The 20,429-nt window shown below is 60.9% G+C and carries 19 protein-coding genes; 7 read left to right on the forward strand and 12 right to left on the reverse strand.

Annotated features, from left to right (window positions below):
* Position 1: 1 nt before the first annotated feature.
* Positions 2 to 346: a YggL family protein gene (locus LUU92_RS21420; protein ID WP_010208515.1), complete on the reverse strand. Its 345-nt coding sequence runs from the start codon at positions 344 to 346 to the stop codon at positions 2 to 4.
* A gap of 238 nt (positions 347 to 584) precedes the next feature.
* On the opposite strand from LUU92_RS21420, the gene dacB reads away from it, so the two are divergent.
* Positions 585 to 2,045 (forward strand): D-alanyl-D-alanine carboxypeptidase/D-alanyl-D-alanine endopeptidase, encoded by a 1,461-nt coding sequence (gene dacB / locus LUU92_RS21425; protein ID WP_071491393.1) that lies wholly within the window; start codon positions 585 to 587, stop codon positions 2,043 to 2,045.
* Between the two features lie 64 nt (positions 2,046 to 2,109).
* Here the strand turns inward: dacB and LUU92_RS21430 are convergent, their stop codons facing one another.
* Both LUU92_RS21430 and rlmKL read right to left on the reverse strand, forming a co-directional pair.
* A complete protein-coding gene (locus tag LUU92_RS21430; protein ID WP_071491394.1) occupies positions 2,110 to 4,506 on the reverse strand; it encodes a sensor domain-containing diguanylate cyclase in 2,397 nt (798 codons plus the stop codon).
* A 142-nt stretch (positions 4,507 to 4,648) separates the two neighbouring features.
* Entirely contained in the window at positions 4,649 to 6,913 is a 2,265-nt protein-coding gene (rlmKL, locus tag LUU92_RS21435; protein ID WP_071491395.1) for a bifunctional 23S rRNA (guanine(2069)-N(7))-methyltransferase RlmK/23S rRNA (guanine(2445)-N(2))-methyltransferase RlmL, read from the reverse strand.
* A gap of 532 nt (positions 6,914 to 7,445) precedes the next feature.
* Here rlmKL and rmf point away from each other — a divergent pair.
* Entirely contained in the window at positions 7,446 to 7,661 is a 216-nt protein-coding gene (gene rmf, locus LUU92_RS21440; protein WP_002553055.1) for a ribosome modulation factor, read from the forward strand.
* Positions 7,662 to 7,784: 123 nt separating this feature from the next.
* Here the strand turns inward: rmf and LUU92_RS21445 are convergent, their stop codons facing one another.
* The 5 genes from LUU92_RS21445 to sctC form a co-directional block, all read right to left on the reverse strand.
* Entirely contained in the window at positions 7,785 to 8,810 is a 1,026-nt protein-coding gene (locus LUU92_RS21445; RefSeq protein ID WP_071491396.1) for a quinone-dependent dihydroorotate dehydrogenase, read from the reverse strand.
* A gap of 86 nt (positions 8,811 to 8,896) precedes the next feature.
* Positions 8,897 to 9,358: a transglycosylase SLT domain-containing protein gene (locus LUU92_RS21450; RefSeq protein WP_130898135.1), complete on the reverse strand. Its 462-nt coding sequence runs from the start codon at positions 9,356 to 9,358 to the stop codon at positions 8,897 to 8,899.
* Positions 9,351 to 9,755, reverse strand: coding sequence for a winged helix-turn-helix domain-containing protein (locus LUU92_RS21455; protein ID WP_071491397.1), 405 nt, complete (start codon positions 9,753 to 9,755; stop codon positions 9,351 to 9,353). The genes LUU92_RS21450 and LUU92_RS21455 overlap by 8 nt, the downstream gene beginning before the upstream one ends.
* A gap of 156 nt (positions 9,756 to 9,911) precedes the next feature.
* On the reverse strand, positions 9,912 to 10,136 hold the full coding sequence (locus tag LUU92_RS21460; RefSeq protein WP_071491398.1) for a FliM/FliN family flagellar motor switch protein: 225 nt from the start codon (positions 10,134 to 10,136) through the stop codon (positions 9,912 to 9,914).
* Positions 10,137 to 10,152: 16 nt separating this feature from the next.
* Entirely contained in the window at positions 10,153 to 11,580 is a 1,428-nt protein-coding gene (gene sctC / locus LUU92_RS21465) for a type III secretion system outer membrane ring subunit SctC (RefSeq protein ID WP_371322066.1), read from the reverse strand.
* Positions 11,581 to 11,853: 273 nt separating this feature from the next.
* Between sctC and LUU92_RS21470 the strand changes: the two genes are divergently transcribed.
* The 5 genes from LUU92_RS21470 to cobA all read left to right on the forward strand — a co-directional run bounded on the left by LUU92_RS21470 (position 11,854) and on the right by cobA (position 17,478).
* A complete protein-coding gene (locus LUU92_RS21470) occupies positions 11,854 to 13,080 on the forward strand; it encodes a CmpA/NrtA family ABC transporter substrate-binding protein (RefSeq protein ID WP_257102615.1) in 1,227 nt (408 codons plus the stop codon).
* Between the two features lie 13 nt (positions 13,081 to 13,093).
* Positions 13,094 to 13,669: an ANTAR domain-containing response regulator gene (locus LUU92_RS21475; RefSeq protein ID WP_071491401.1), complete on the forward strand. Its 576-nt coding sequence runs from the start codon at positions 13,094 to 13,096 to the stop codon at positions 13,667 to 13,669.
* A gap of 157 nt (positions 13,670 to 13,826) precedes the next feature.
* Positions 13,827 to 15,038, forward strand: a complete 1,212-nt coding sequence (locus LUU92_RS21480; protein WP_071491402.1) for a nitrate/nitrite transporter — start codon at positions 13,827 to 13,829, stop codon at positions 15,036 to 15,038.
* On the forward strand, positions 15,038 to 16,708 hold the full coding sequence (locus LUU92_RS21485; RefSeq protein ID WP_257102616.1) for a bifunctional protein-serine/threonine kinase/phosphatase: 1,671 nt from the start codon (positions 15,038 to 15,040) through the stop codon (positions 16,706 to 16,708). Before LUU92_RS21480 ends, LUU92_RS21485 begins: the two co-directional genes overlap by 1 nt.
* A gap of 26 nt (positions 16,709 to 16,734) precedes the next feature.
* Positions 16,735 to 17,478, forward strand: a complete 744-nt coding sequence (gene cobA / locus LUU92_RS21490; protein WP_071491404.1) for a uroporphyrinogen-III C-methyltransferase — start codon at positions 16,735 to 16,737, stop codon at positions 17,476 to 17,478.
* A gap of 60 nt (positions 17,479 to 17,538) precedes the next feature.
* Here cobA and LUU92_RS21495 read toward each other — a convergent pair whose 3' ends face one another.
* From LUU92_RS21495 to LUU92_RS21510, 4 genes are all read right to left on the reverse strand, one after another.
* A complete protein-coding gene (locus LUU92_RS21495) occupies positions 17,539 to 18,519 on the reverse strand; it encodes an OmpA family protein (RefSeq protein WP_071491405.1) in 981 nt (326 codons plus the stop codon).
* A 107-nt stretch (positions 18,520 to 18,626) separates the two neighbouring features.
* A complete protein-coding gene (gene sigX / locus LUU92_RS21500) occupies positions 18,627 to 19,217 on the reverse strand; it encodes an RNA polymerase sigma factor SigX (RefSeq protein WP_010208495.1) in 591 nt (196 codons plus the stop codon).
* An 87-nt stretch (positions 19,218 to 19,304) separates the two neighbouring features.
* A complete protein-coding gene (locus tag LUU92_RS21505; RefSeq protein ID WP_071491406.1) occupies positions 19,305 to 20,129 on the reverse strand; it encodes a mechanosensitive ion channel family protein in 825 nt (274 codons plus the stop codon).
* A gap of 2 nt (positions 20,130 to 20,131) precedes the next feature.
* Complete coding sequence (locus LUU92_RS21510; protein ID WP_003230316.1) at positions 20,132 to 20,377, reverse strand: hypothetical protein; 246 nt, start codon at positions 20,375 to 20,377, stop codon at positions 20,132 to 20,134.
* Between the last annotated feature and the right edge of the window lie 52 nt (positions 20,378 to 20,429).

Consider the following 20,429-nt stretch of genomic DNA (forward strand, 5'->3'; position numbering starts at 1 on the left):
ATCACTTAGCCGCGTTGATCGGCTTTTCCGGATACCACACGTCCAGCAGCGGGCTGACTTCAGCCTTGGTCAGCTCGGAACGGGTTTTCAGCCAGGCTTCAACGGCAGCACGTTGCTCTTCGGAGACCGAGCCACGCTTCTGCAGGCAAACCAGACCGTAGTCGTCGCCGCCGACGTAGCCCAGACCATTGGCTTCCATGGCTTCTTTGATGAATGCTTCGAGGAAAGCGTCGATAGCTTCTTCACTCAGGCCTTCTTTGAAGTCCAGGTTCAGTTCGAAACCCAGCTCTTGAAATTCATCAACGCACAGTTTTTTGCGCAGACGCTGGGAACGGTTAGTCGCCATTGGAACAATCCTCATAAGTAATAACGGGCGGCACTTTAGCAGTTTAAGGCGGCGATTGCCCGACTCTCTGGGACAGGCGGCACAATGCCTGTAAAAAAAACGCCTAATACCAGCTATGGTTCAGCTACAAGTGGCTCCACCTTGGGGCATAATGCCGACACTTTCATGACCATTGAGGGATTTTTCTTACTTACCCCTCGCCTTTTTCACCCTCCTCAGCAGTAGGGTTTTACTTCTTATGATCAAATCGTTGCGTTCCGTTCTGTTTGCCGGTTTTATTCTGCCACTGGCCTTTTCCGTCTCCGCTGCCCCCGTCAACAATACCCTGCCGCCCAATGTTCAACAGGCGTTGGCCAAAGCCAAACTGCAAAACACTGCGCTGTCGTTGGTGATGATCCCACTGAACGGCCCGGGCACGCCCACCGTGTTCAACGCCGACGTGTCGGTGAACCCGGCCTCCACCATGAAGCTGGTCACCACTTACGCGGCCCTGGAAATGCTCGGCCCCAACCACCAGTGGAAAACCGAGTTCTACACCGATGGCACCCTCAGCGGTGGCGTGTTGCACGGCAACCTGTACCTCAAGGGCGGCGGCGACCCCAAGCTGAACATGGAAAAACTCTGGCTGCTGATGCGCGACCTGCGCGCCAACGGCGTGCAGCAAGTCACTGGGGACCTGGTGCTGGACCGCAGCTTCTTCAACCAGCCGCTGTTGCCGGAATTCAACGACGACGGCAACGACGAGAACAAGCCCTTCCTGGTCAAGCCGGACGCGCTGCTGGTCAACCTCAAGGCCCTGCGCTTCGTGACCCGCAATGATTCGGGCCGGGTACTGGTATCGGTCGAGCCGCCGATTGCCAGCATCCGTATCGACAACCAGGTCAAGGTGTCCAACGCCAAGCAGTGCACCGGCGACGTACGCTATAACCCGGTCACCGCCGCCGACGGCAGCGTGACGGTAACGGTCAGCGGCCAATTGGCCGATGGCTGCAGCTCGCAGACCTACCTGTCGCTGCTGGACCACGCCACCTACACCGCCGGCGCCGTCCGGGCGATCTGGAAGGAACTGGGCGGCACCATCCAGGGCCGTGACATCCAGGCGCCGGTGCCCAAGGATGCCAAGGTATTGGCCCGGGCCTTTTCGCCGGACCTGGCGGAAATCATCCGCGACATCAACAAATACAGTAACAACACCATGGCCCAGCAGTTGTTCCTGAGCCTGGGCGCGCAGTTCCGCAACGACGCCGATGGCGACGATGCCAAGGCTGCGCAACGCGTGGTGCGCCAGTGGCTGGCGAAGAAAGGCATCACCGCGCCGCACCTGGTGATGGAGAACGGCTCAGGCCTGTCCCGCGCCGAACGGGTCAGCGCCCGCGAGATGGCGGCCATGCTGCAAGCCGCGTGGAAAAGCCCCTACGCTGCCGAGTACATCAGTTCGATGCCGATTGCCGGCACCGACGGCACCATGCGCAAACGCCTGAAGACCACCGCCATGCGCGGCGAAGCCCACGTCAAGACCGGCACCCTGAACACCGTGCGCGCCATCGCCGGGTTCAGCCGCGACAACAACGGCAATACCTGGGCCGTGGTGGCTATCCTCAACGACCCGAAGCCATGGGGTGCTTCGTCGGTGTTGGATCAGGTGTTGCTCGACCTGTACCGCCAGCCGAAGGTGGCTGCGGCAGCACCGGCCCTCTGAAACATACTGGGGTGAACAGGCTTGTCCGCTCACCCCAGAAGCCCGCTCACCACGACAGGGCCAGTCAGCAAACCGACTGCGCTTCCACCCGATCCCTGCCTGCCTGCTTGGCCACGTACACGGCCGAGTCAGCGCGCAGCAGCAGCCCATCGATACCTTCGTCCACCCGCCAACTGGCCACGCCGAAGCTCGCGGTGACAATACCGACCGGCTCCATCGGCACGCTGCGCAACGACGCCCACAACTCCATCGCCAGGCTGTAGGCCTGAGCACCATCGGTGTGCGGGCACAGCACCATGAACTCCTCGCCACCCAGGCGGCAGAACACATCGGTGCGGCGCAGGCGCTGGCTGATGCGTTTGCACAACTCCTGCAATACCCCATCGCCGACGGCATGCCCATGCTGGTCGTTGATGCGCTTGAAGTGATCGATATCGAGCATGATCACCGACAAGGCCCCCGAGGTGCGGTTGAGCCTGACCATCTCGGCCTTGAGGCGGTCCTGGAAATAGCGGCGGTTGTGGATCCCGGTCAGGGAGTCGGTGATGGAGAGTGCACGCAGCTCTTCTTCCACCCGCTTCAGATCGGAAATATCCGACACGTAGCCATGCCACAGCGTCCCTCCTCCGGGTAACTCTTCCGGCGTCGCTTCGCCGCGAATCCAGCGCAGTCCGCGTTGCGGCAACAGCACCCGGTACTCCTCCCGCCAATGGCTCAACTGCAACGCCGACAAGCGGATCGATGCGCGTACCCGCTCCGCATCCAGCGGGTGGATGCGCTCGAAGACCTTCTTCGCATCCTGCTGCAGCACGCCGGTCTCGATTTCATAGATATCGCGCATGCCGTCGCTGGCGTAGATGAATTTCCAGTTGTCTTGAGGCTCCAGGGTGAACTGGAAGATGCCGCCGGGCACATGGGCGCTGAGTTTCTTGAGCAGCCGATCCCTGGCCGCCAATGCCTCGTAGGCGCGCTTTTGTTCGGTAATGTCCAGGTAAATCGCCAGGTGACCGATCCACAAACCATGGTCGTCCAGCAACACGGTGGCCAGCATGTTCACCGTCAGTTGGCTGCGATCCTCACGAACCAGGGTCCACTCGCGGGCTTGGTGCAGGTTGTCGGGACTTTCCACCAGCATCGCCTGGCTTGCCGGGATGCGTTTGCCCAAGGCTACACTGAGGCTGGCGGAACGCGCTTCCAGTTCCGACGCCAGGTGCAGGCTTTCCAGGGTGTGCGTGCCCACCACCTGCTCGGCCTTGAACCCCAGCATCTGCTCGGCACCGGCATTGAAGGTATTGATGACACCGCGCAGGTCGGTGGCAATGATCGCGACCTGCGTCGCGGCATTCAGCACACTGCGCAATTGGCCGTGGGCGCCGCGTAATTCCTGCTCGCGCAGGCGCAACTGCGCCGTGCGCTGCTCCACCAGTTTCAACGCGCGCTGGCGTTGGCTGACCAGCACATAGAGCAACGCGCTGAGCAACAGGCTGAGCAGGCCGCCCATGGTCAGGATCGTGCTCAACGAGGAGTGGTTGGCCTGGTCGAACACCTGGCTCGGACGCAGTGTGAGGGCATACACATGGTCACCCAGCGTGAGGCGGCGCGCCCCGACCAGATCACTGCTGGCCACGGCATTGCCGGACTCGAAAAGCACGCGCTTTTGCACGTCGGAGGTGTCGACGATCTGCATCACCAGGTTGTCGCGGTCCGGCTTGGGCAAACCGTCGGCCACCAGTTGGCGCATGCTGATCACCGCCATGACATAGCCGTAGGGCTCATTCTGGGATTGGTCGGAGGTGGGCAAATGACTGACCGGCGCGACCAATAAAACCCCGGTGGCATAGTCCGGTTCCACACCCACCAGTTGCATGGGCTGGGACACCGCCAGCTTGCCGGTGTTTTGCGCACGCTCAAGCACCGAACGCCTCAGGGGCTGGGCCAGCAGGTCAAAGCCGAGGGGTGCCCCCAACAGGCTTTGAGTCTGGCTGTACAGTACCGGTACGTATTCATCGCGCTCGGGCGCAGGGGCCAACTCACCCGTGGAATTCAACTCACAGATCACGAAAGGTGTGCCGCGCTGCGCGGACACGGCTTTTTCAAACTGACCGCGCTGTTCGCGATACACCCGGGGCGCCCAGGAGTAAGCGCGCGCGCGCAGCAACAAGGGCTGGGCAAAACCGTCAAACTCTTCGCGGGACACGTCATCGGAGTTGACGAAGAAACGCCGCAAGCTGTTCAGGCGTTGTTCCTGGTCGTCGAAGCGTTCCTGCAGGCGGCTGTAGCGTTCGTTGACCAACAACTGAAAGCGTTGGCGCACCTGCTGCTGATAGAGGTCGGCGGCCGCCCAGGCCACAACAGCCGTCAAGGCAAACCCTGCCAGCAACACCACCAATGCCACCAGCCAAGCCGACGCCTGCTCACTGATAAAGCCTAGGATTTTCGGGCGTACGGCTTGCAACGGCATAGGCAACACTCACAGCGCCAGCGTGCGGGGGGTGTCACTTTGGCTTGGCCTTAAGTTATAGCCACCGGCCTTGAATTTGACCAGCGTAAAAAAGCCGCAAACCCGGAATAATCCAGGCTTGCGGCCTGATTGACAGCCGTGTTCAGCGCGCGGTGATTTTCCACGCCCGGTGGATCTTCGCATTGCGTGCGAAATCCGGGTCGATGGTCTTGTCGCTGATTTCCTCGACCGCGTAGCGTTCGCTCAGGTTGTCCTCCAGTGCGAACTTGCGGAAGTTGTTCGAGAAGTACAGCACGCCGCCCGGCGCCAGGCGCGCCATGGCCAGGTCGAGCAACTGCACGTGGTCGCGCTGCACGTCGAAGATACCTTCCATGCGCTTGGAGTTGGAGAAGGTCGGCGGGTCAATGAAGATCAGGTCGAACTCATCGCGGCTGGCCTCCAGCCAGGCCATCACGTCACCCTGCTCCAGACGGTTCTTGTCGGAGAAGCCGTTGAGGGACAAGTTGCGGCGTGCCCAGTCCAGGTAGGTCTTGGACAGGTCGACGCTGGTGGTGCTGCGCGCGCCGCCCTTGGCCGCATGCACACTGGCGGTGGCGGTGTAGCAATACAGATTGAGGAAACGCTTGCCGGCCGCCTCTTTCTGGATGCGCAGGCGCATCGGGCGGTGGTCGAGGAACAGGCCGGTGTCCAGGTAGTCGGTGAGGTTGACCAGCAGCTTTACGCCGCCTTCGCTGACTTCGGTGAACTTGCCCTGGGCGCTCTGGCGCTCGTACTGCTTGGTACCGCTCTGACGCTCACGGCGCTTGACCACCACGCGGCTCTTGTCGATGTTCAGCGCCTGGGGAATGGCCGCCAGCGCATCGAACATACGCGCGGAGGCTTTTTCCGGGTCAATGGACTTGGGGGCCGCGTATTCCTGTACATGCACCCAATCGTGATACAGGTCGATGGCCATGGAGTATTCCGGCATGTCGGCATCGTACACGCGGTAGCAATCCACGCCTTCGCGTTTGGCCCACTTGCCCAGCAGCTTGAGGTTCTTTTGCAGGCGGTTGGCAAACATCTGCCCGCCTTCGCTCAGGCGCGCCTGCTCGACCACCGGGGCCGGAGCAGGTTTGATCGGGTTGCCGTTCTTGTTGTACTGGCGCTCTTGCGGCTCGGCCGGGGCCTGATCGTAGGCAGCTTGCTCACGCTCGGCCTGGCGCTGTTCCGGGGTACGACGCTCGCCGGTGACGAACTGGTCCGGGTTGACCTTGATCAGCAGCAACTTGCACGGCAACGCGCCGTTCCAGAACGAATACTGCTTGTGGCTACGGATGCCCATGCGCTTGCCCAGGTCCGGCGCGCCGGTGAACACTGCGGCTTCCCAGCCCATGCACGCCTGGCGCAGACGCTCGCCGAGGTTCTGGTAGAGGTACAACAGGCTGGCTTCGTCACCCAGGCGCTCGCCGTACGGCGGGTTGCAGATGACCAGGCCTTTCTGGTTCTGGTCCGGGCGCGGTTCGAAGGTGCCGACTTCGCCCTGGTACACCTTGATCCAGTGGCTCAGGCCGGCCCGCTCGATGTTATTGCGCGCAGGCTGGATCAAGCGCGGATCGGCTTCGTAGCCACGGATCCACAGCGGCGGCTTGTTCATGCCGATGGCGGCGCGTTCAGCGGCTTCGGCGTGCAGCTTCTTCCACAGCGCCGGGACATGACCGAGCCAGGTGGTGAAACCCCACAGCTCGCGGTTCAGGTTGGGGGCCATGTCGGCAGCGATCATTGCGCCTTCCACCAGGAAGGTGCCCACGCCGCACATCGGGTCACTCAGCGCGCCGCCTTCAGCGGCGATGCGCGGCCAGCCGGCACGGATCAGGATCGCGGCCGCCAGGTTTTCCTTCAACGGTGCCGCCCCCTGCTGCAAGCGATAACCGCGCTGGTGCAGGCTGTGGCCGGACAGGTCGAGGGACAGGATCGCTTCGCCACGGTCCAGGCGCAGGTGGATGCGCAGGTCCGGGTTGATCTTGTCGATGGACGGGCGCTCGCCAGTCGGGGTGCGCAGCTTGTCGACAATCGCATCCTTGACCTTCAGCGCGCCGAAGTGGGTGTTGTCGATGCCCGAACCGTGGCCGCTGAATTCAACCGCCAGGCTGCCATCCGGCACCATGTGGTCGGCCCACTCGATATCCAGCACGCCGTGGTAGAGGTCTTCGGCGTCCTTCATCGGGAAGCGCTTGAGCACCAGCAGCACGCGGTTGGCCAGGCGCGACCAGAGGCACAGGCGGTAGGCGGTTTCCATGTCGGCCATGCCGCGCACAGCCGAGGTGTGCTCGCGGGCGTCCTCAAGGCCAAGCCCGACGGCTTCCTCGATCAGCAGGCCTTCGAGGCCCTTGGGGCAGGTGAGGAAGAGTTCAAAACGGTCCGACATGGGGCATTCCAGGCTTTTCAGCAATAAATGAACGGGCGACGCATCGCCGGCTCGGTTTTCAATCAAGCACTTTTCTTGAAGAGTGCTCGCGTGGCACGAATGTGCCGTCCCACCCCGGCTGCCGGGCCTTTGGGCCTGTAATGACGGGGCAGAGAAACAATTGGCTGTAACAAAAAGAAATATTCCGACCCTTCGTCGAATAATAACTGACTGCAACGGGCGGACATTCTCACTAAAGGATTAAACCCATCCTCTATGCAGGGTGCATCATAGCTGGCTTTGCCCGATAAAAGGGGCGAAAAACCATCCCAGCTTATCGCTATAGCATCGTTATCGTTACGTGCTTATGACAAAACGATCATTGAATCCATGTGACCTATTGGTTAGAACTCAACACAGGTTGGCGCCGTAACGACGCCGACACATCGGCTCGCCACGCCGGCAGCGAGCCCACCAACGGCAGAAAAACTCTGCCCGGTCTCGGACGAGGCCGAAGGATATCAAGACAGTCAACAAGTGAGGGAAACACCCTATGAGAAGACTTAAGCGTGATCCGTTGGAAAGAGCATTTTTACGCGGATATCAATACGGCGTTCATGGCAAATCCCGTGAGCTTTGCCCATTTACTCTACCGTCGGTACGCCAAGCCTGGATCAACGGCTGGCGAGAAGGACGCGGCGACAACTGGGACGGTATGACTGGCACTGCGGGAATCCACAGACTCAACGAACTTCACGCCGTCGGCTAATCAAGGGCAATTAATTCCGACACCACCTCTGGATTTATAACGACTTACCATGCACGCCCCATCCGGGCGGCGGGCTTCGGCCCAGGGGGCTCCTTTTCAGGAGCCCTTTTTAATGGATGGTTTTCAGGCTTTTGGCAATGCCGCGATGGCATCTACCGACTGGCGAATCAGCGCCGGGCCTTTGTAGATGAAGCCGGAATACAACTGCACCAGGCTTGCGCCCGCGGCAATCTTCTCGGCCGCATGCTTGCCTTCGGTAATACCGCCGACGGCGATGATCGGCAAGCGCCCGGCCAACTCCGCAGCCAGCACCTTGACGATATGGGTGCTCTTGTCACGCACCGGCGCCCCCGACAGGCCGCCCGCTTCGTCGCCATGTGCCAGGCCTTCGACGCCTACGCGGCTGAGGGTGGTGTTGGTCGCGATGACTGCGTCCATCCCCGAGTCCACCAGGGCCTGGGCCACCAGCACGGTTTCTTCGTCGCTCATGTCCGGCGCGATCTTGATCGCCAGCGGCACGCGCTTGCCATGACGCACGGCCAGGTCTTCCTGGCGCTGGCGCAAGGCTTCGAGCAGTTGCTTGAGGGAGTCGCCGAACTGCAGGCTGCGCAGGCCCGGGGTATTGGGCGAGCTGACGTTGACCGTGACATAGCTGGCGTGGGCGTAGACCTTGTCCAGGCAGATCAGGTAATCATCCACCGCACGCTCGACCGGCGTATCGAAGTTCTTGCCGATATTGATGCCCAGGATGCCCTTGTACTTCGCCGCCTGAACCCGCGACAGCAGGTGATCAACGCCCAGGTTGTTGAAACCCATGCGATTGATGATCGCCTCGGCTTCCGGCAGGCGGAAGATACGTGGCTTGGGGTTACCCGGCTGTGGACGTGGCGTCACGGTGCCGATTTCAACGAAACCGAAACCCAGCTGTGCAAAACCATCGATGGCCGCACCGTTCTTATCCAGGCCAGCCGCCAGGCCGACCGGGTTGGGGAAGTCGAGCCCCATCACCGAGACCGGCATTTTTGCCGGTGCCTTGCATACCAGGCCATTGAGCCCCAGGCGGCCACCGGCACCGATCAGGTCCAGGGACAGATCGTGGGAGGTTTCCGGGGAGAGTTTGAACAACAACTGGCGGGCCAGGGTATACATGGGCGGGCTAGACTCGGATGGCGGCGAAAGGTGGCGGCGATTATAGCCGGGGTCACGGGTTGCGCGCGAGGCGCGAACCTCAATCGTCAGTAGCGGTGCGCTACCAACTGCTCGTAATACGCCCAGATTTTCTGGGCATATTGCATGCGCAACGCCTCACGCGCAGGCCCGGAACCCGGGCCTGCGTTGTAGGAGCCTACCGCCGTCCAGTTGTAGCCAAAGCGCTGGATGAACTCGGCGAGAATCGAAGCCCCTACCTCCACCGACAGGCAAGGCTCATTGAGCAACCGCTCCTCGGTAATACCTCGCTCGAGCAGGCGCGGCAAATGGCTGCTGTTGATCTGCATCAGGCCGATGTCCCGAGTGCCATTACGGTTCGTATCGTTTATCGCGTGCGCACGAAAGCCCGACTCCACCGCAGCGATCGCCTGCAGCAATTCGGGCTCGATGTCGTAGCGGCTGGCCGCCTCCTCCCAGCAATAGGCCAGCGCCTGATTGCCGGTCATCATGACACCCAACACCAAGCCCTTGCTCCAGAACCTAGCCACGGCCTGCCACTCCATTGCGGGTATGGCCGCATGCCGAGCACACATGGTCCATACGGCCAGACGCGGGGCCCTTGATCGTCACCGGGCAAATGAAACGGTACCCCCGACCGTAAATCGTCTTGATAAACCCCTTGTCGGTGCCAAGGTACTTGCGCAGTGAATAAATGCAGCGTGTCAGCGACTCTTCGGCAACTTCCCCCTGCGGCCAGGCCAGCTCCAGCAAGCGATCCTTGGTCATCAACACGCCACCGGACATCAGCAACAACCGCAACACCAGCCCTTCCTTGGGCGGCAACTGAAGATCTGCGTCCTCACCGGTCAGGCGACCATCTTCGTGCAGGGTCCAACGCGCAAAAACCAGGGAAGTCGTCGTCCCTCCATCATCCATGACAGCCATGATTACCTCGGCATCCGACTACTGACATTGAAGTCCTCATTTGCATTACGGGTTCAAGTGCCCCTGCCACGACTATAAAAACCTGCCTCAAGGCTCACGTTAGGAAAAAGCGCAGACATCGCGCATTATTTTGGAACCACGCTGTAAGACGTTTCGCTACCCGTCACCTTCAGGGAGCCACGCGTGGTAAACCTCGTGCAACTCAACCCCCAACCGGTCTTCCAACTGCACCAACTCACCCAAGGCCAGTAATTGCCCGTTAACCCGAACCTCCACGCAATGGATTATCTCTGGCATCAAAGGCAACACCTTCCCGGGCGCAAACTTTGCCAGGCGCCGGCGGCTGATCAGTTGTTCCTGAAGAAGAATTTCCAGATGCATCGGGCTGACACCTTGCTCACGGTGAGACATCGCGCTCAGGCCGTACAAACGCACGTTGAACACGCTCGTATTGCGCTGCCGTCAAAGGCGGCGGCCCTGCCCCCCCTCCCGGCCCCAGCGTCTCAAGGCCCACGGCCCTGGCCTGAATCACAAACAGACGCACTTGATCCGGGCGAGTAGTCGCCCGCCGTTCCGCCTCTCGTTGAAACGCGCCCAGCCACAGACGCCTGCCGTGGGGCACACGCACCACACTGTTGACCCCCACCTGCCCCACCGCGGTATTTTTTTCACGCCGCCCCTTCTCACTTATCTGGCGCCCCTCCTCAATCTCAAGGCGCATTTCGATCTGGTTAGCTTCTGAAAAACGCGGCAGTACGCTGACCTGAGTGCCATAGCGCACAGGTTTCCAGTCAGTTCGGTCGTTTCCGGAGGGCGGTAGATAAAACGTATGGCTATCCTGAAACACCGCCGGGACGTTCTCCTGAGTGAGAATCACGGGCAGTGCCACCACCTTCGCCCGTCGACGACGCTCCAATGCACCGATCCTGGCCATCACGCGATTGTCATCCTGAGGCGCAAGGATTCGCGTGGTCGACATCCGGGCGTCTTCATCCCTGCCCAGGCCCAGTTTTTCCAGCTCGTCACGCTCAACATCCACCAGCCATAACGACACTTCGATCGATCGCTTGGGTATGTCGAGTTCCGCCACCAGTTTCTGGATGAAGGTCACCTGGGCCGGCTTGCCCTTGATCAGCAGGCTGTTGCTGTCCGGGTAGGCGATCACACCAAGGCTCTTGTCGGCCAGCAACCCCTTGTGCTCGCTGGCCAGCAGGGTCTCGATCATCGACGCCATTCCCGGCACGGTAACCGGGTTGTCGCGCGCGCCGTACTGACGGTCCGCCACATCGGTGTTAAGCACCTGAACCACACCAAAGGCCTGCGCGCCCACACGCAAGTCGGCTCTTTGCCGATCCATCAATTGGGCCAGGCGCATCACCTGGTCGACGTAGTTAGGTGGGCCGGACACATAAAATGTGCGTGCCCCACTTTCACGCAGGGGATGGCGTGACTCATCAATACCCGAGCGGCGCATGAGGCCACGCAACTTATCGACCGTAATATAACGCAAGGCCACCGCAGAGCTCTTTGCCTCGTCAGCATCGTAGATATGCAGCGCTTGCCCGTCGCTGTACCAGATCAACCCCTGCTCTTGCGCAAGCGCCTCCAACGCCTGTTGCGGCGCATCGAAATCCAGTGCGGTGCTGAGACGTTTGCGCGCCACCGCCTGGCTGACAACGATGGGCACCCCCAGCGGCTCAGACAGCGCAGTGAACACGGTATACAGGCTTTCATCCCGAACCTGGTGAAGCTCGGCCCAAGCCAGCGCACTTACCAGCCACAGGCCGGCAAACCACAGCCAACGGTAAAACCGGAGACGGAGCATCGTTACAAGGGATTCGGCGTGCACCGTGAGGGTTCCTGGGCAGTCTGGCGGTGAGAGAGCGGCCATACTGAAAGCCCGCCCGGTTTCAATCTTGATGGAAAGCTGACGGCCAGCCGCGCCTCACCGCCCGTGGCATGTGCCTTGCTATGAACTCTGCATGAGAGCACGCGCCAACGGCGGAGCGCGCTACGGACAAAGGCGTCGTTACCCGCATTGGCTTACATCGCCATCTGAGGGAACGACGCTTTTTTTTGAAAGAAAAGGTAGGTGTTGATGAACGATTCGGTCGGCAACAGCCCGATGAACGACCCGCTGGCCTGGGTCAACGGCAGTGACGCCCCGGAAAAGAGCAGCCTTGACCTGGGTTTCATGGCCCTGAGCGACTGCGCCTCGATGGTCGTAGCGGCCACCCAGGGCTTCGCTCAACCCTACGGCCTGACCCTGAACCTCAAGCGCCAATCGTCCTGGGCCAACCTGCGCGACAAACTGGTCAGCGGCGAACTGGACGCCGCCCACAGCCTCTACGGGCTGATCTATGCCGTGCACCTGGGCATCGGCGGAGTCGCGCCCACCGACATGGCCGTGCTGATGGGGCTCAACCAGAACGGCCAGAGCATCAACCTGTCCCACGGCTTGCAGCAACAAGGGGTGATCACTCCTGAGGCGCTTGACCGCCACGTGCACCAAAGCCGAACAAAACTGACCTTCGCGCAGACCTTTCCCACAGGTACTCACGCCATGTGGCTGTATTACTGGCTGGCGAGCCAAGGTATTCACCCCTTGCAGGATGTGGACAGCGTGGTGGTCCCGCCACCGCAAATGGTTGCGCACCTGCAAGCCGGACGCATCGACGGGTTTTGTGTCGGCGAGCCCTGGTGCGCCAGCGCAGTCAAGCAAAACCAGGGGTTTACCTTGGCGACAAGCCAGGCGATCTGGCCGGATCACCCGGAAAAGGTCCTCGGTTGCACCCGGACGTTCGTCGACCAGTACCCCAATACTGCGCGCGTGCTGGTGATGGCGATCCTGGAGGCCAGCCGGTTTATCGAAGAAAGCACCGAAAACCGCCGTTCCACCGCGCAATTGCTCAGTGGTCGCGAGTACCTCGACGCCCCGCTCGACTGCATCGAACCGCGCCTGCTGGGCGCCTATGACGATGGCTTGGGCAACCAGTGGCAGGATCCCCACGCCCTGCGTTTCTTCGCCGGTGGCGAGGTGAACCTGCCTTACCTCTCCGACGGCATGTGGTTCATGACCCAGTTCCGGCGTTGGGGCCTGTTGCGCGAGGACCCCGACTACCTGGGCGTTGCCCGCCAGGTGCAGCAACTGGCGTTGTATCGCCAGGCGGCAGGTGCGCTGGGGATCCCGGTAAAGGCCCAGGACATGCGCAGCAGCCAACTGATCGACGGCAAAATCTGGGACGGTTCCAACCCAACCGAATACGCCCGCAGCTTCCGCCTGCATGCCCTGGCCAATGATTCCAACTGCCAGGCCTGGCGCTGACAGGAGAATCTCCATGCTGCGAATCCTGTTGATCAATGACACCCCGCGTAAGGTCGGCCGCCTCAGGTCGGCGCTGATCGAGGCCGGTTTTGATGTCATCGATGAGTCCGGCCTGACCATCGACCTGCCCGCACGCGTCGAAACGGTGCGCCCGGACGTGATCCTGATCGATACCGAGTCACCGGGTCGTGATGTGATGGAGCAGGTGGTATTGGTCAGCCGAGACCAACCCCGGCCCATCGTGATGTTTACCGACGAACATGACCCGAACGTAATGCGCCAGGCGATCAAGTCCGGCGTCAGCGCCTACATCGTCGAAGGCATCCAGGCCCAGCGCCTGCAGCCGATCCTCGATGTGGCCATGGCGCGCTTCGAAAGCGACCAGGCCTTGCGCGCCCAGCTCCAGGCGCGCGACCAGCAATTGGCCGAGCGCAAGCGCATCGAGCTGGCCAAGGGCATGCTGATGAAAATGAAGGCCTGCAACGAAGAAGAGGCCTACACCCTGATGCGTCGCCAGGCCATGAGCCGCCAGCAGAAACTGATCCAGGTGGCGGAGCAGATTATCGCCATGAGCGAGCTGCTCGGCTGATTTGGCTCAGCTCTTGCTAAGTATTCCGCACAGGTAGCCAACGGCGGTTGCCCCTCCACGACAAAGACGTCGCACACCCGGTTTGCCCTCGCGAACCCGGTGGCGGCGTTTTTTCGTTTTGGCCTTCTTACAAGACTCCCAACCGTTGAGGTGCGTGATGAAATCAAGCTTCTGGAAATCCGGGCACACCCCGACCCTGTTTGCCGCGTTCCTGTATTTCGACCTGAGCTTCATGGTCTGGTACCTGCTAGGCCCACTGGCGGTACAGATTGCCGCCGACCTGCACCTGACCACCCAACAACGCGGGCTGGTGGTGGCGACACCGATCCTGGCGGGCGCGGTGCTGCGCTTCCTGATGGGCATGCTGGCGGACAAGCTGTCGCCCAAGACCGCCGGGCTGATCGGCCAGGTGATTGTGATCTGTGCCCTGTTCGGCGCCTGGAAACTGGGCATCCATAGCTACGAACAAGCGCTGCTGCTGGGACTGTTCCTCGGTATGGCCGGTGCATCCTTTGCTGTCGCGTTGCCGCTGGCCTCCCAATGGTACCCGGCCGAACACCAGGGTAAGGCCATGGGCATCGCCGGTGCGGGCAATTCAGGCACGGTGTTCGCCGCGTTGCTGGCGCCTGTGTTGGCGGCCGCGTTTGGCTGGAGCAACGTGTTCGGCTTCGCTCTGATTCCGCTGGTGCTGACGCTGATCGTGTTTGCCTGGCTGGCGCGCAATGCCCCTGAACGGCCAAAAGCCAAATCCATGGCCGACTACTTAAAGGCCCTGGGCGACCGTGACAGCTGGTGGTTCATGTTTTTCTACAGCGTGACCTTCGGCGGCTTTATCGGCCTGGCGAGCGCCCTGCCCGGTTACTTCAACGACCAGTACGGCCTGAGCCCGGTGACCGCTGGGTACTACACCGCCGCCTGCGTGTTCGGCGGCAGCCTGATGCGCCCACTGGGCGGTGCGCTGGCGGACCGCTTCGGCGGGATTCGTACGTTGCTGGGCATGTACAGCGTGGCAGCAATCTGCATCGCGGCGGTGGGTTTCAACCTGCCAAGCTCTTATGCGGCGCTGGCCCTGTTCGTCTGCACCATGCTTGGCCTGGGCGCCGGTAACGGTGCGGTGTTCCAACTGGTGCCGCAGCGTTTCCGCCGTGAGATCGGCGTGATGACCGGCCTGATCGGCATGGCTGGCGGCATTGGCGGTTTCGCCCTGGCAGCTGGCATGGGCGCGATCAAGCAAAGCACCGGCAGCTATCAGATGGCGCTGTGGCTGTTCGCGAGCCTGGGCGTACTGGCCTGGTTCGGCCTGCATGGCGTTAAACGTCGCTGGAGAACCACCTGGGGCTCGGCCGCCGTGACGGCTGCACGGGTCTGATGAGCCTGCAACTGAGCATCGCTCAGGCCAGTGCCATCGGCCCTCGGGCGCAAAACCAGGACGCACTGCGGGTGGTGACACCCGTGGCCGAACTGGCGGCGAGCAAAGGCTACTTGTGCGCCATCGCCGATGGAGTGAGTCAGTGCGCCGACGGCGGCCTGGCCGCGCGCTCGACCTTGCAGGCGCTGGCCCTGGATTACTACGCCACGCCGCAGACCTGGAGCGTGGCCCAGGCCCTGGAACGCTTGCTGTCGGCCCAGAATCGCTGGCTGCAGGCCAATGGCGGTGGGCAGCCGTTGCTGACCACCCTGAGCGCCCTGGTGTTTCGCGGCCAGCGCTTCACCCTCGCGCATGTCGGCGATTGCCGGGCGTATCGCTGGTTGGATGGCGAATTGCAGCGCCTCAGTGAGGATCACGTATGGGAGCAGCCGGGCATGCAGCATGTGCTCAAGCGTGCCCTCGGCCTGGATCAACACCTGGTAGTGGATTTTCTCGACGGCCAGTTGCGCGAAGGCGAATGTTTCCTGCTGCTCAGTGACGGCGTGTGGGCAACCCTGGGTGATCACAGCATCCGTTCGATTCTGCGCGAGCAAACCGACCTGGATCTGGCGGTCAACACCCTGGTGAACGCCGCGCACCTGGCGGGTAGCCAGGACAATGCCAGCGCCCTGCTCGTGCGTATCGACACCCTCGGCGCGGCGACCCTCGGCGACGCCCTGGTGCAGTTGCAGCAATGGCCGCTGCCACCGCCGTTGAAAGCCGGGCAACACTTTGAAGGCTGGCAGGTGCAAAGCGTATTGGCGCAAAGCCGACAGTCGTTACTGTACCGGGTGCGGGATGCCCAGCAGCAACCCTGGCTGCTGAAAACCCTGCCGCTGAGCCGCGATGATGACAGCGATGCCGGCCAGGCCTTGCTCGCGGAAGAATGGTTTCTACGACGCGTCGCCGGCCGGGCGTTTCCTGAAGTCCATGCCGCCAGCGGACGCCAGCATCTGTACTACGTGATGCGGGACTACCCCGGCCAGACCCTGGCCGAACTGTTCCAGCAGCACGGCCCATTGCCCCTGGCGCAATGGCAGTCGATCGCCGAGCGCTTGCTGCGGGCGGTGGGCATGTTGCACCGGCGGCAGATCCTGCACCGCGATATCAAGCCGGAAAACCTGCTGCTGGGGGATGACGGCGAACTGCGTGTATTGGATTTCGGCCTGGCGTACTGCCCGGGCCTGTCGGAAGACCGCGTCCATGCATTGCCTGGCACACCAAGCTTTATCGCGCCCGAGGCGTTCAACGGCGACCGGCCTACGGCCCAACAGGATTTATACAGTGTCGGTGTCAGCCTGTATTACCTGCTGACCGGGCACTACCCCTACGGTGAAATCGAAGCCTTCCAACGGCCCCGGTTCAACCAGCCCTTCAGCGCCAGCCGCTACCGCCCCGATCTGCCGGATTGGCTACCCCTCAGCCTGGACCGGGCAGTGGCGGCCCAACCTGCGCATCGTTACGAAACCGCCGAAGAATGGTTGCGTGTGCTGGAACAGGCGGACCGGCAGGAACTGAGCATTCGCCCCAAGCCCTTGCTGGAGCGTGAACCCTTGAAGGTCTGGCGCACTCTGGGACTGCTGTCGATGTTGATCAATCTAGTGCTGTTGTACTCACTCTTTCACCGCTGACGTCATCCCTGGACGAGGAAAAATCCATGAACGCAAAAGTCTGGTTGGTGGGCGCGGGTCCCGGTGACCCGGAACTGTTGACCCTCAAGGCCGTACGCGCCCTGCGTGAGGCGCATGTGGTGCTGATCGATGACCTGGTCAACCCGGCGGTACTGGAACACTGCGTTGAAGCACGGGTGATCACCGTGGGTAAACGCGGTGGCTGTCGCTCGACACCGCAGGACTTTATCCATCGCCTGATGCTGCGCTATGCGCGCCAGGGCAAATGCGTGGTGCGGCTCAAGGGCGGCGACCCGTGCATTTTCGGGCGTGGCGGTGAGGAAGCCATGTGGCTGCGTGAACGGGGCGTCGAGGTGGAGTTGGTCAACGGGATCACGGCGGGCCTGGCGGGCGCGACAAATTGCGCGGTTCCGCTGACGCTGCGCGGGGTGAGCCGTGGCGTGACCCTGGTGACGGCGCATACCCAGGACGACAGCCGCCTGAATTGGCGGGCCCTGGCCGAGGGCGGGACGACCTTGGTGGTGTACATGGGCGTGGCAAAGCTTGAGGAGATTCGCCAGCAATTGCTGGACGGCGGGATGGCGGCGGATATGCCGGTGGCGATGATCGAAAACGCATCGCTGCCCCAGCAACGGGAATGCCGCAGTGAGCTGTCACGAATGTATGCAGATGCGCAGGCATTTGCCTTGAAGAGCCCGGCCATCCTGGTGATTGGCCATGTGGCAGCCCCTGGGCAAGTCGCTTGCCTTACACAAGCCGCCAGCGCCTGAAGCAAATTCCAGGCGAAAAAAAGCCCGGCCTGAGCCGGGCTTTTTTCTACCACTCAGTAATTACTGAGCTGTAGCTTCTACCGACGCTTCTACACGACGGTTGATGGCACGACCAGCTTCAGTTGCGTTGTCAGCAACTGGGCGGGATTCACCGTAACCTACTGCGGTGATACGGCTAGGAGCAACGCCGTCTTTAACCAGGACTTGCTTAACAGCGTCAGCACGACGCTGGGACAGCTTCTGGTTGTAAGCGTCTGGACCTACGGAGTCAGTGTGACCAGCAACTTCTACGTTGGTAGCTGGGTACTGAGCCATGAAGTCGGCCAGGTTTTTCACGTCGCCGTAGCTGTTAGGCTTAACAACCGACTTGTCGAAGTCGAACTTGACGTCCAGCTCAACACGAACAACCTGAGCAACTGGAGCTTCTGGCTCTGGAGTTGGCTCTGGAGCTGGTGCTGGGGTAGGAGCTGGAGCAACTGCGCCAGCGTTACCGCCGAAGTTTACGCCCAGGCCGACCAGTGCGGAGTAGTCCCACTTGCCGTTGTCCAGACCGTAGTCAGCTTCAACACCGGCACGTGCGTACAGGTTGTTGGTGAAGTAGTACTTCACGCCAGTACCAACGGTAGCGAAAGTAGTCTGGTCGCGACCGCTGTGGCCGTCAGCCTGAACGTTGGTACGGCTCTGGTGACCGAAACCGCCTTCTACGTATGGACGCAGGCTGTCTACGCCAGCTTGACCGAAGTGATACTGGGCAACCAGGCTGCCGGTATCGCCTTTGATCTTCTGGTTACCAGTACCGTCGTTCGAACGGGTGTGGTTGGTCTTGTCGTAGGACAGGTTCAAGGACAGGTCGTCGGTCAGGAAGTAACCGATGCGAGCGCCAGGATTGAAGCCGTCTTCGATGTGCTTGACGCTATCGTTGTACTGCTTCTTGTAGAACAGCTCGCCTTCAACTGCGCCTTGGCCTTGTGCCAGAACGCCGAAAGAAGTAGCGGCAATAAGAGAACCAATGGCCAAGCCCAAGGTGTTTTTCAGTTTCATCCGTTAAATCCCCATCTGGTGATTGTAAAGCAGTCCCACAAACCGGGGGACAACTCGGCGACAAGTCTAACAGAACTTGCCTACACGTAAGAGATATTTGCCACGCACTAAGTTTCAGTCTCGCCCGCAAATTTCTCACGTAATTTATCAAGAGCACGCTTGTAACGCATTTTTGTAGCACTCAAACCCATGTGCATGATGTCAGCGATTTCCTGAAACTCCAGCTCTGCGACAAATCGTAGCACCAGAATTTCTCGGTCAATCGGGTTCACATACACCAACCAGCGATCAAGTCCGCCCTTCTCCTCGGGTGCCGGCGCCTTCTCTTCAGACGCCTCCTCAAGGGGGTCAAGACTCAAGGCGTCCATCAAGCGACGCTTTCGCCGTTCCTTCCGATACTGCGTGATGCACTCGTTGTACGTGATGCTGTACAGCCATGTCTTGAACTTCGATTTGCCTTCGAAGTTCTTCAGGCCGTACAACACCTTGAGCATCACTTCCTGACAGACATCATCCGCATCTCTATCGTTCCCCAAATACCTTGAACAAACGTTGAACAAAGTGCGTTGATATCTGCGCATCAATTCTTCGTACGCGCGAGTGACGTGAAACAGCTCCGTGTGCGAACGCGCGACCAGCTCCTCATCAGAGAGCTCACGGGGGTCATAGCGCGTGGACAGCGTTTGGGCTTTATTCAAAACAAGTCGTGCCGACAGTCAGGTCAATGTCCGCCACAGCCCGATCACCCAGGCTCGCGGCGGCGTACATTAGCAGGGTTTGCCGGGTTAGCGGCTATTGACCTGCTGCTCCAGGAGAATCCGGTTGGACAGCGACACCAGGTCGCCGTCATCGGTCAGCACCGTCGTCTTGACCGTGCCGATCTCCTCGATTTGCCCTTCAACCTCGCCCACACGCACCTGTTGGCCCACCTGGTACAACTCACGCACATAGATTCCCGCAAGAATCTGACCGGCAATTTCCCGGCTTCCCAAGCCCATGGCCAGCGCAACGGCCAGACCAACGGTAATCAAAACGATCACAATCACGTGGTTGAGCAGGTCAGTCTTGACCTCCAACTGGCTGATCGCGACCGAAATACTGATGATAATCACCAGGCCCTGGGCAATCCGCCCCAGGCCAGCAGCATAGTCCAAACCCACGCCTTCGGCGGCGCCGCGCACCAGCCCATTGGCCAGTTGCGCCAGCAAAACACCTACCAGCAGCACCAGCGCGCCGCCGAAAACCTTCGGCAAGTACAGCGCCAGCATGTCGAGCGTAGCTGAAACTCGCTCAAGTCCAAGGGATTGAGCCGCAGAAACCAGGAAAATCAGCAAAACAAACCAATAAACGATCTTGCCGATCAATGTCGAGATCGGTACCTGCAGCCCGGCACGCCCCAACAGTTTGGTCAGACCGGTGCCTGCCATCAGGCGGTCGAGGCCCAGTTTCGCGAGCAGTTTGGACAGCAGGGTGTCGAGCAGCTTGGCCACGACAAAGCCCAGCAACACCAGCACCAGGGCACCAAACAGGTTGGGAATGAAATTCGCCACCTTGGTCCACAATGCGGTCATCGCGGTGACCAGGCTCTGGGTCCAGAGATCAAGTTCCATATTCAATCAGCCTTATCAGCAGTGCGAGCAAGAGGTTTACCACGGGAAACCGGTGAGACATGGGCCGAACCGTTGTTCAGGGCCATCATCAACGCCGGCACCCAGCGCCCGAGCAGACCGAACAGATCACCCGCGCCCACCTGACGGTTGGCGGTTTTCAGCACGCGGCCCAGGCAGGCATCGTCGTCGCGGTTGGACGGCGAGGCATTGAGCATGTCACGCAAAGACTGTTCGAACGGATCGTGCATAAGGACCTCTCGCAAGTGATTTAAAAGACGAGGGTAAATTTCTTGGGGTCAC

It is taken from the genome of Pseudomonas extremorientalis, from assembly GCF_024584605.1.
Taxonomy (GTDB): Bacteria; Pseudomonadota; Gammaproteobacteria; order Pseudomonadales; family Pseudomonadaceae; genus Aquipseudomonas; species Aquipseudomonas extremorientalis.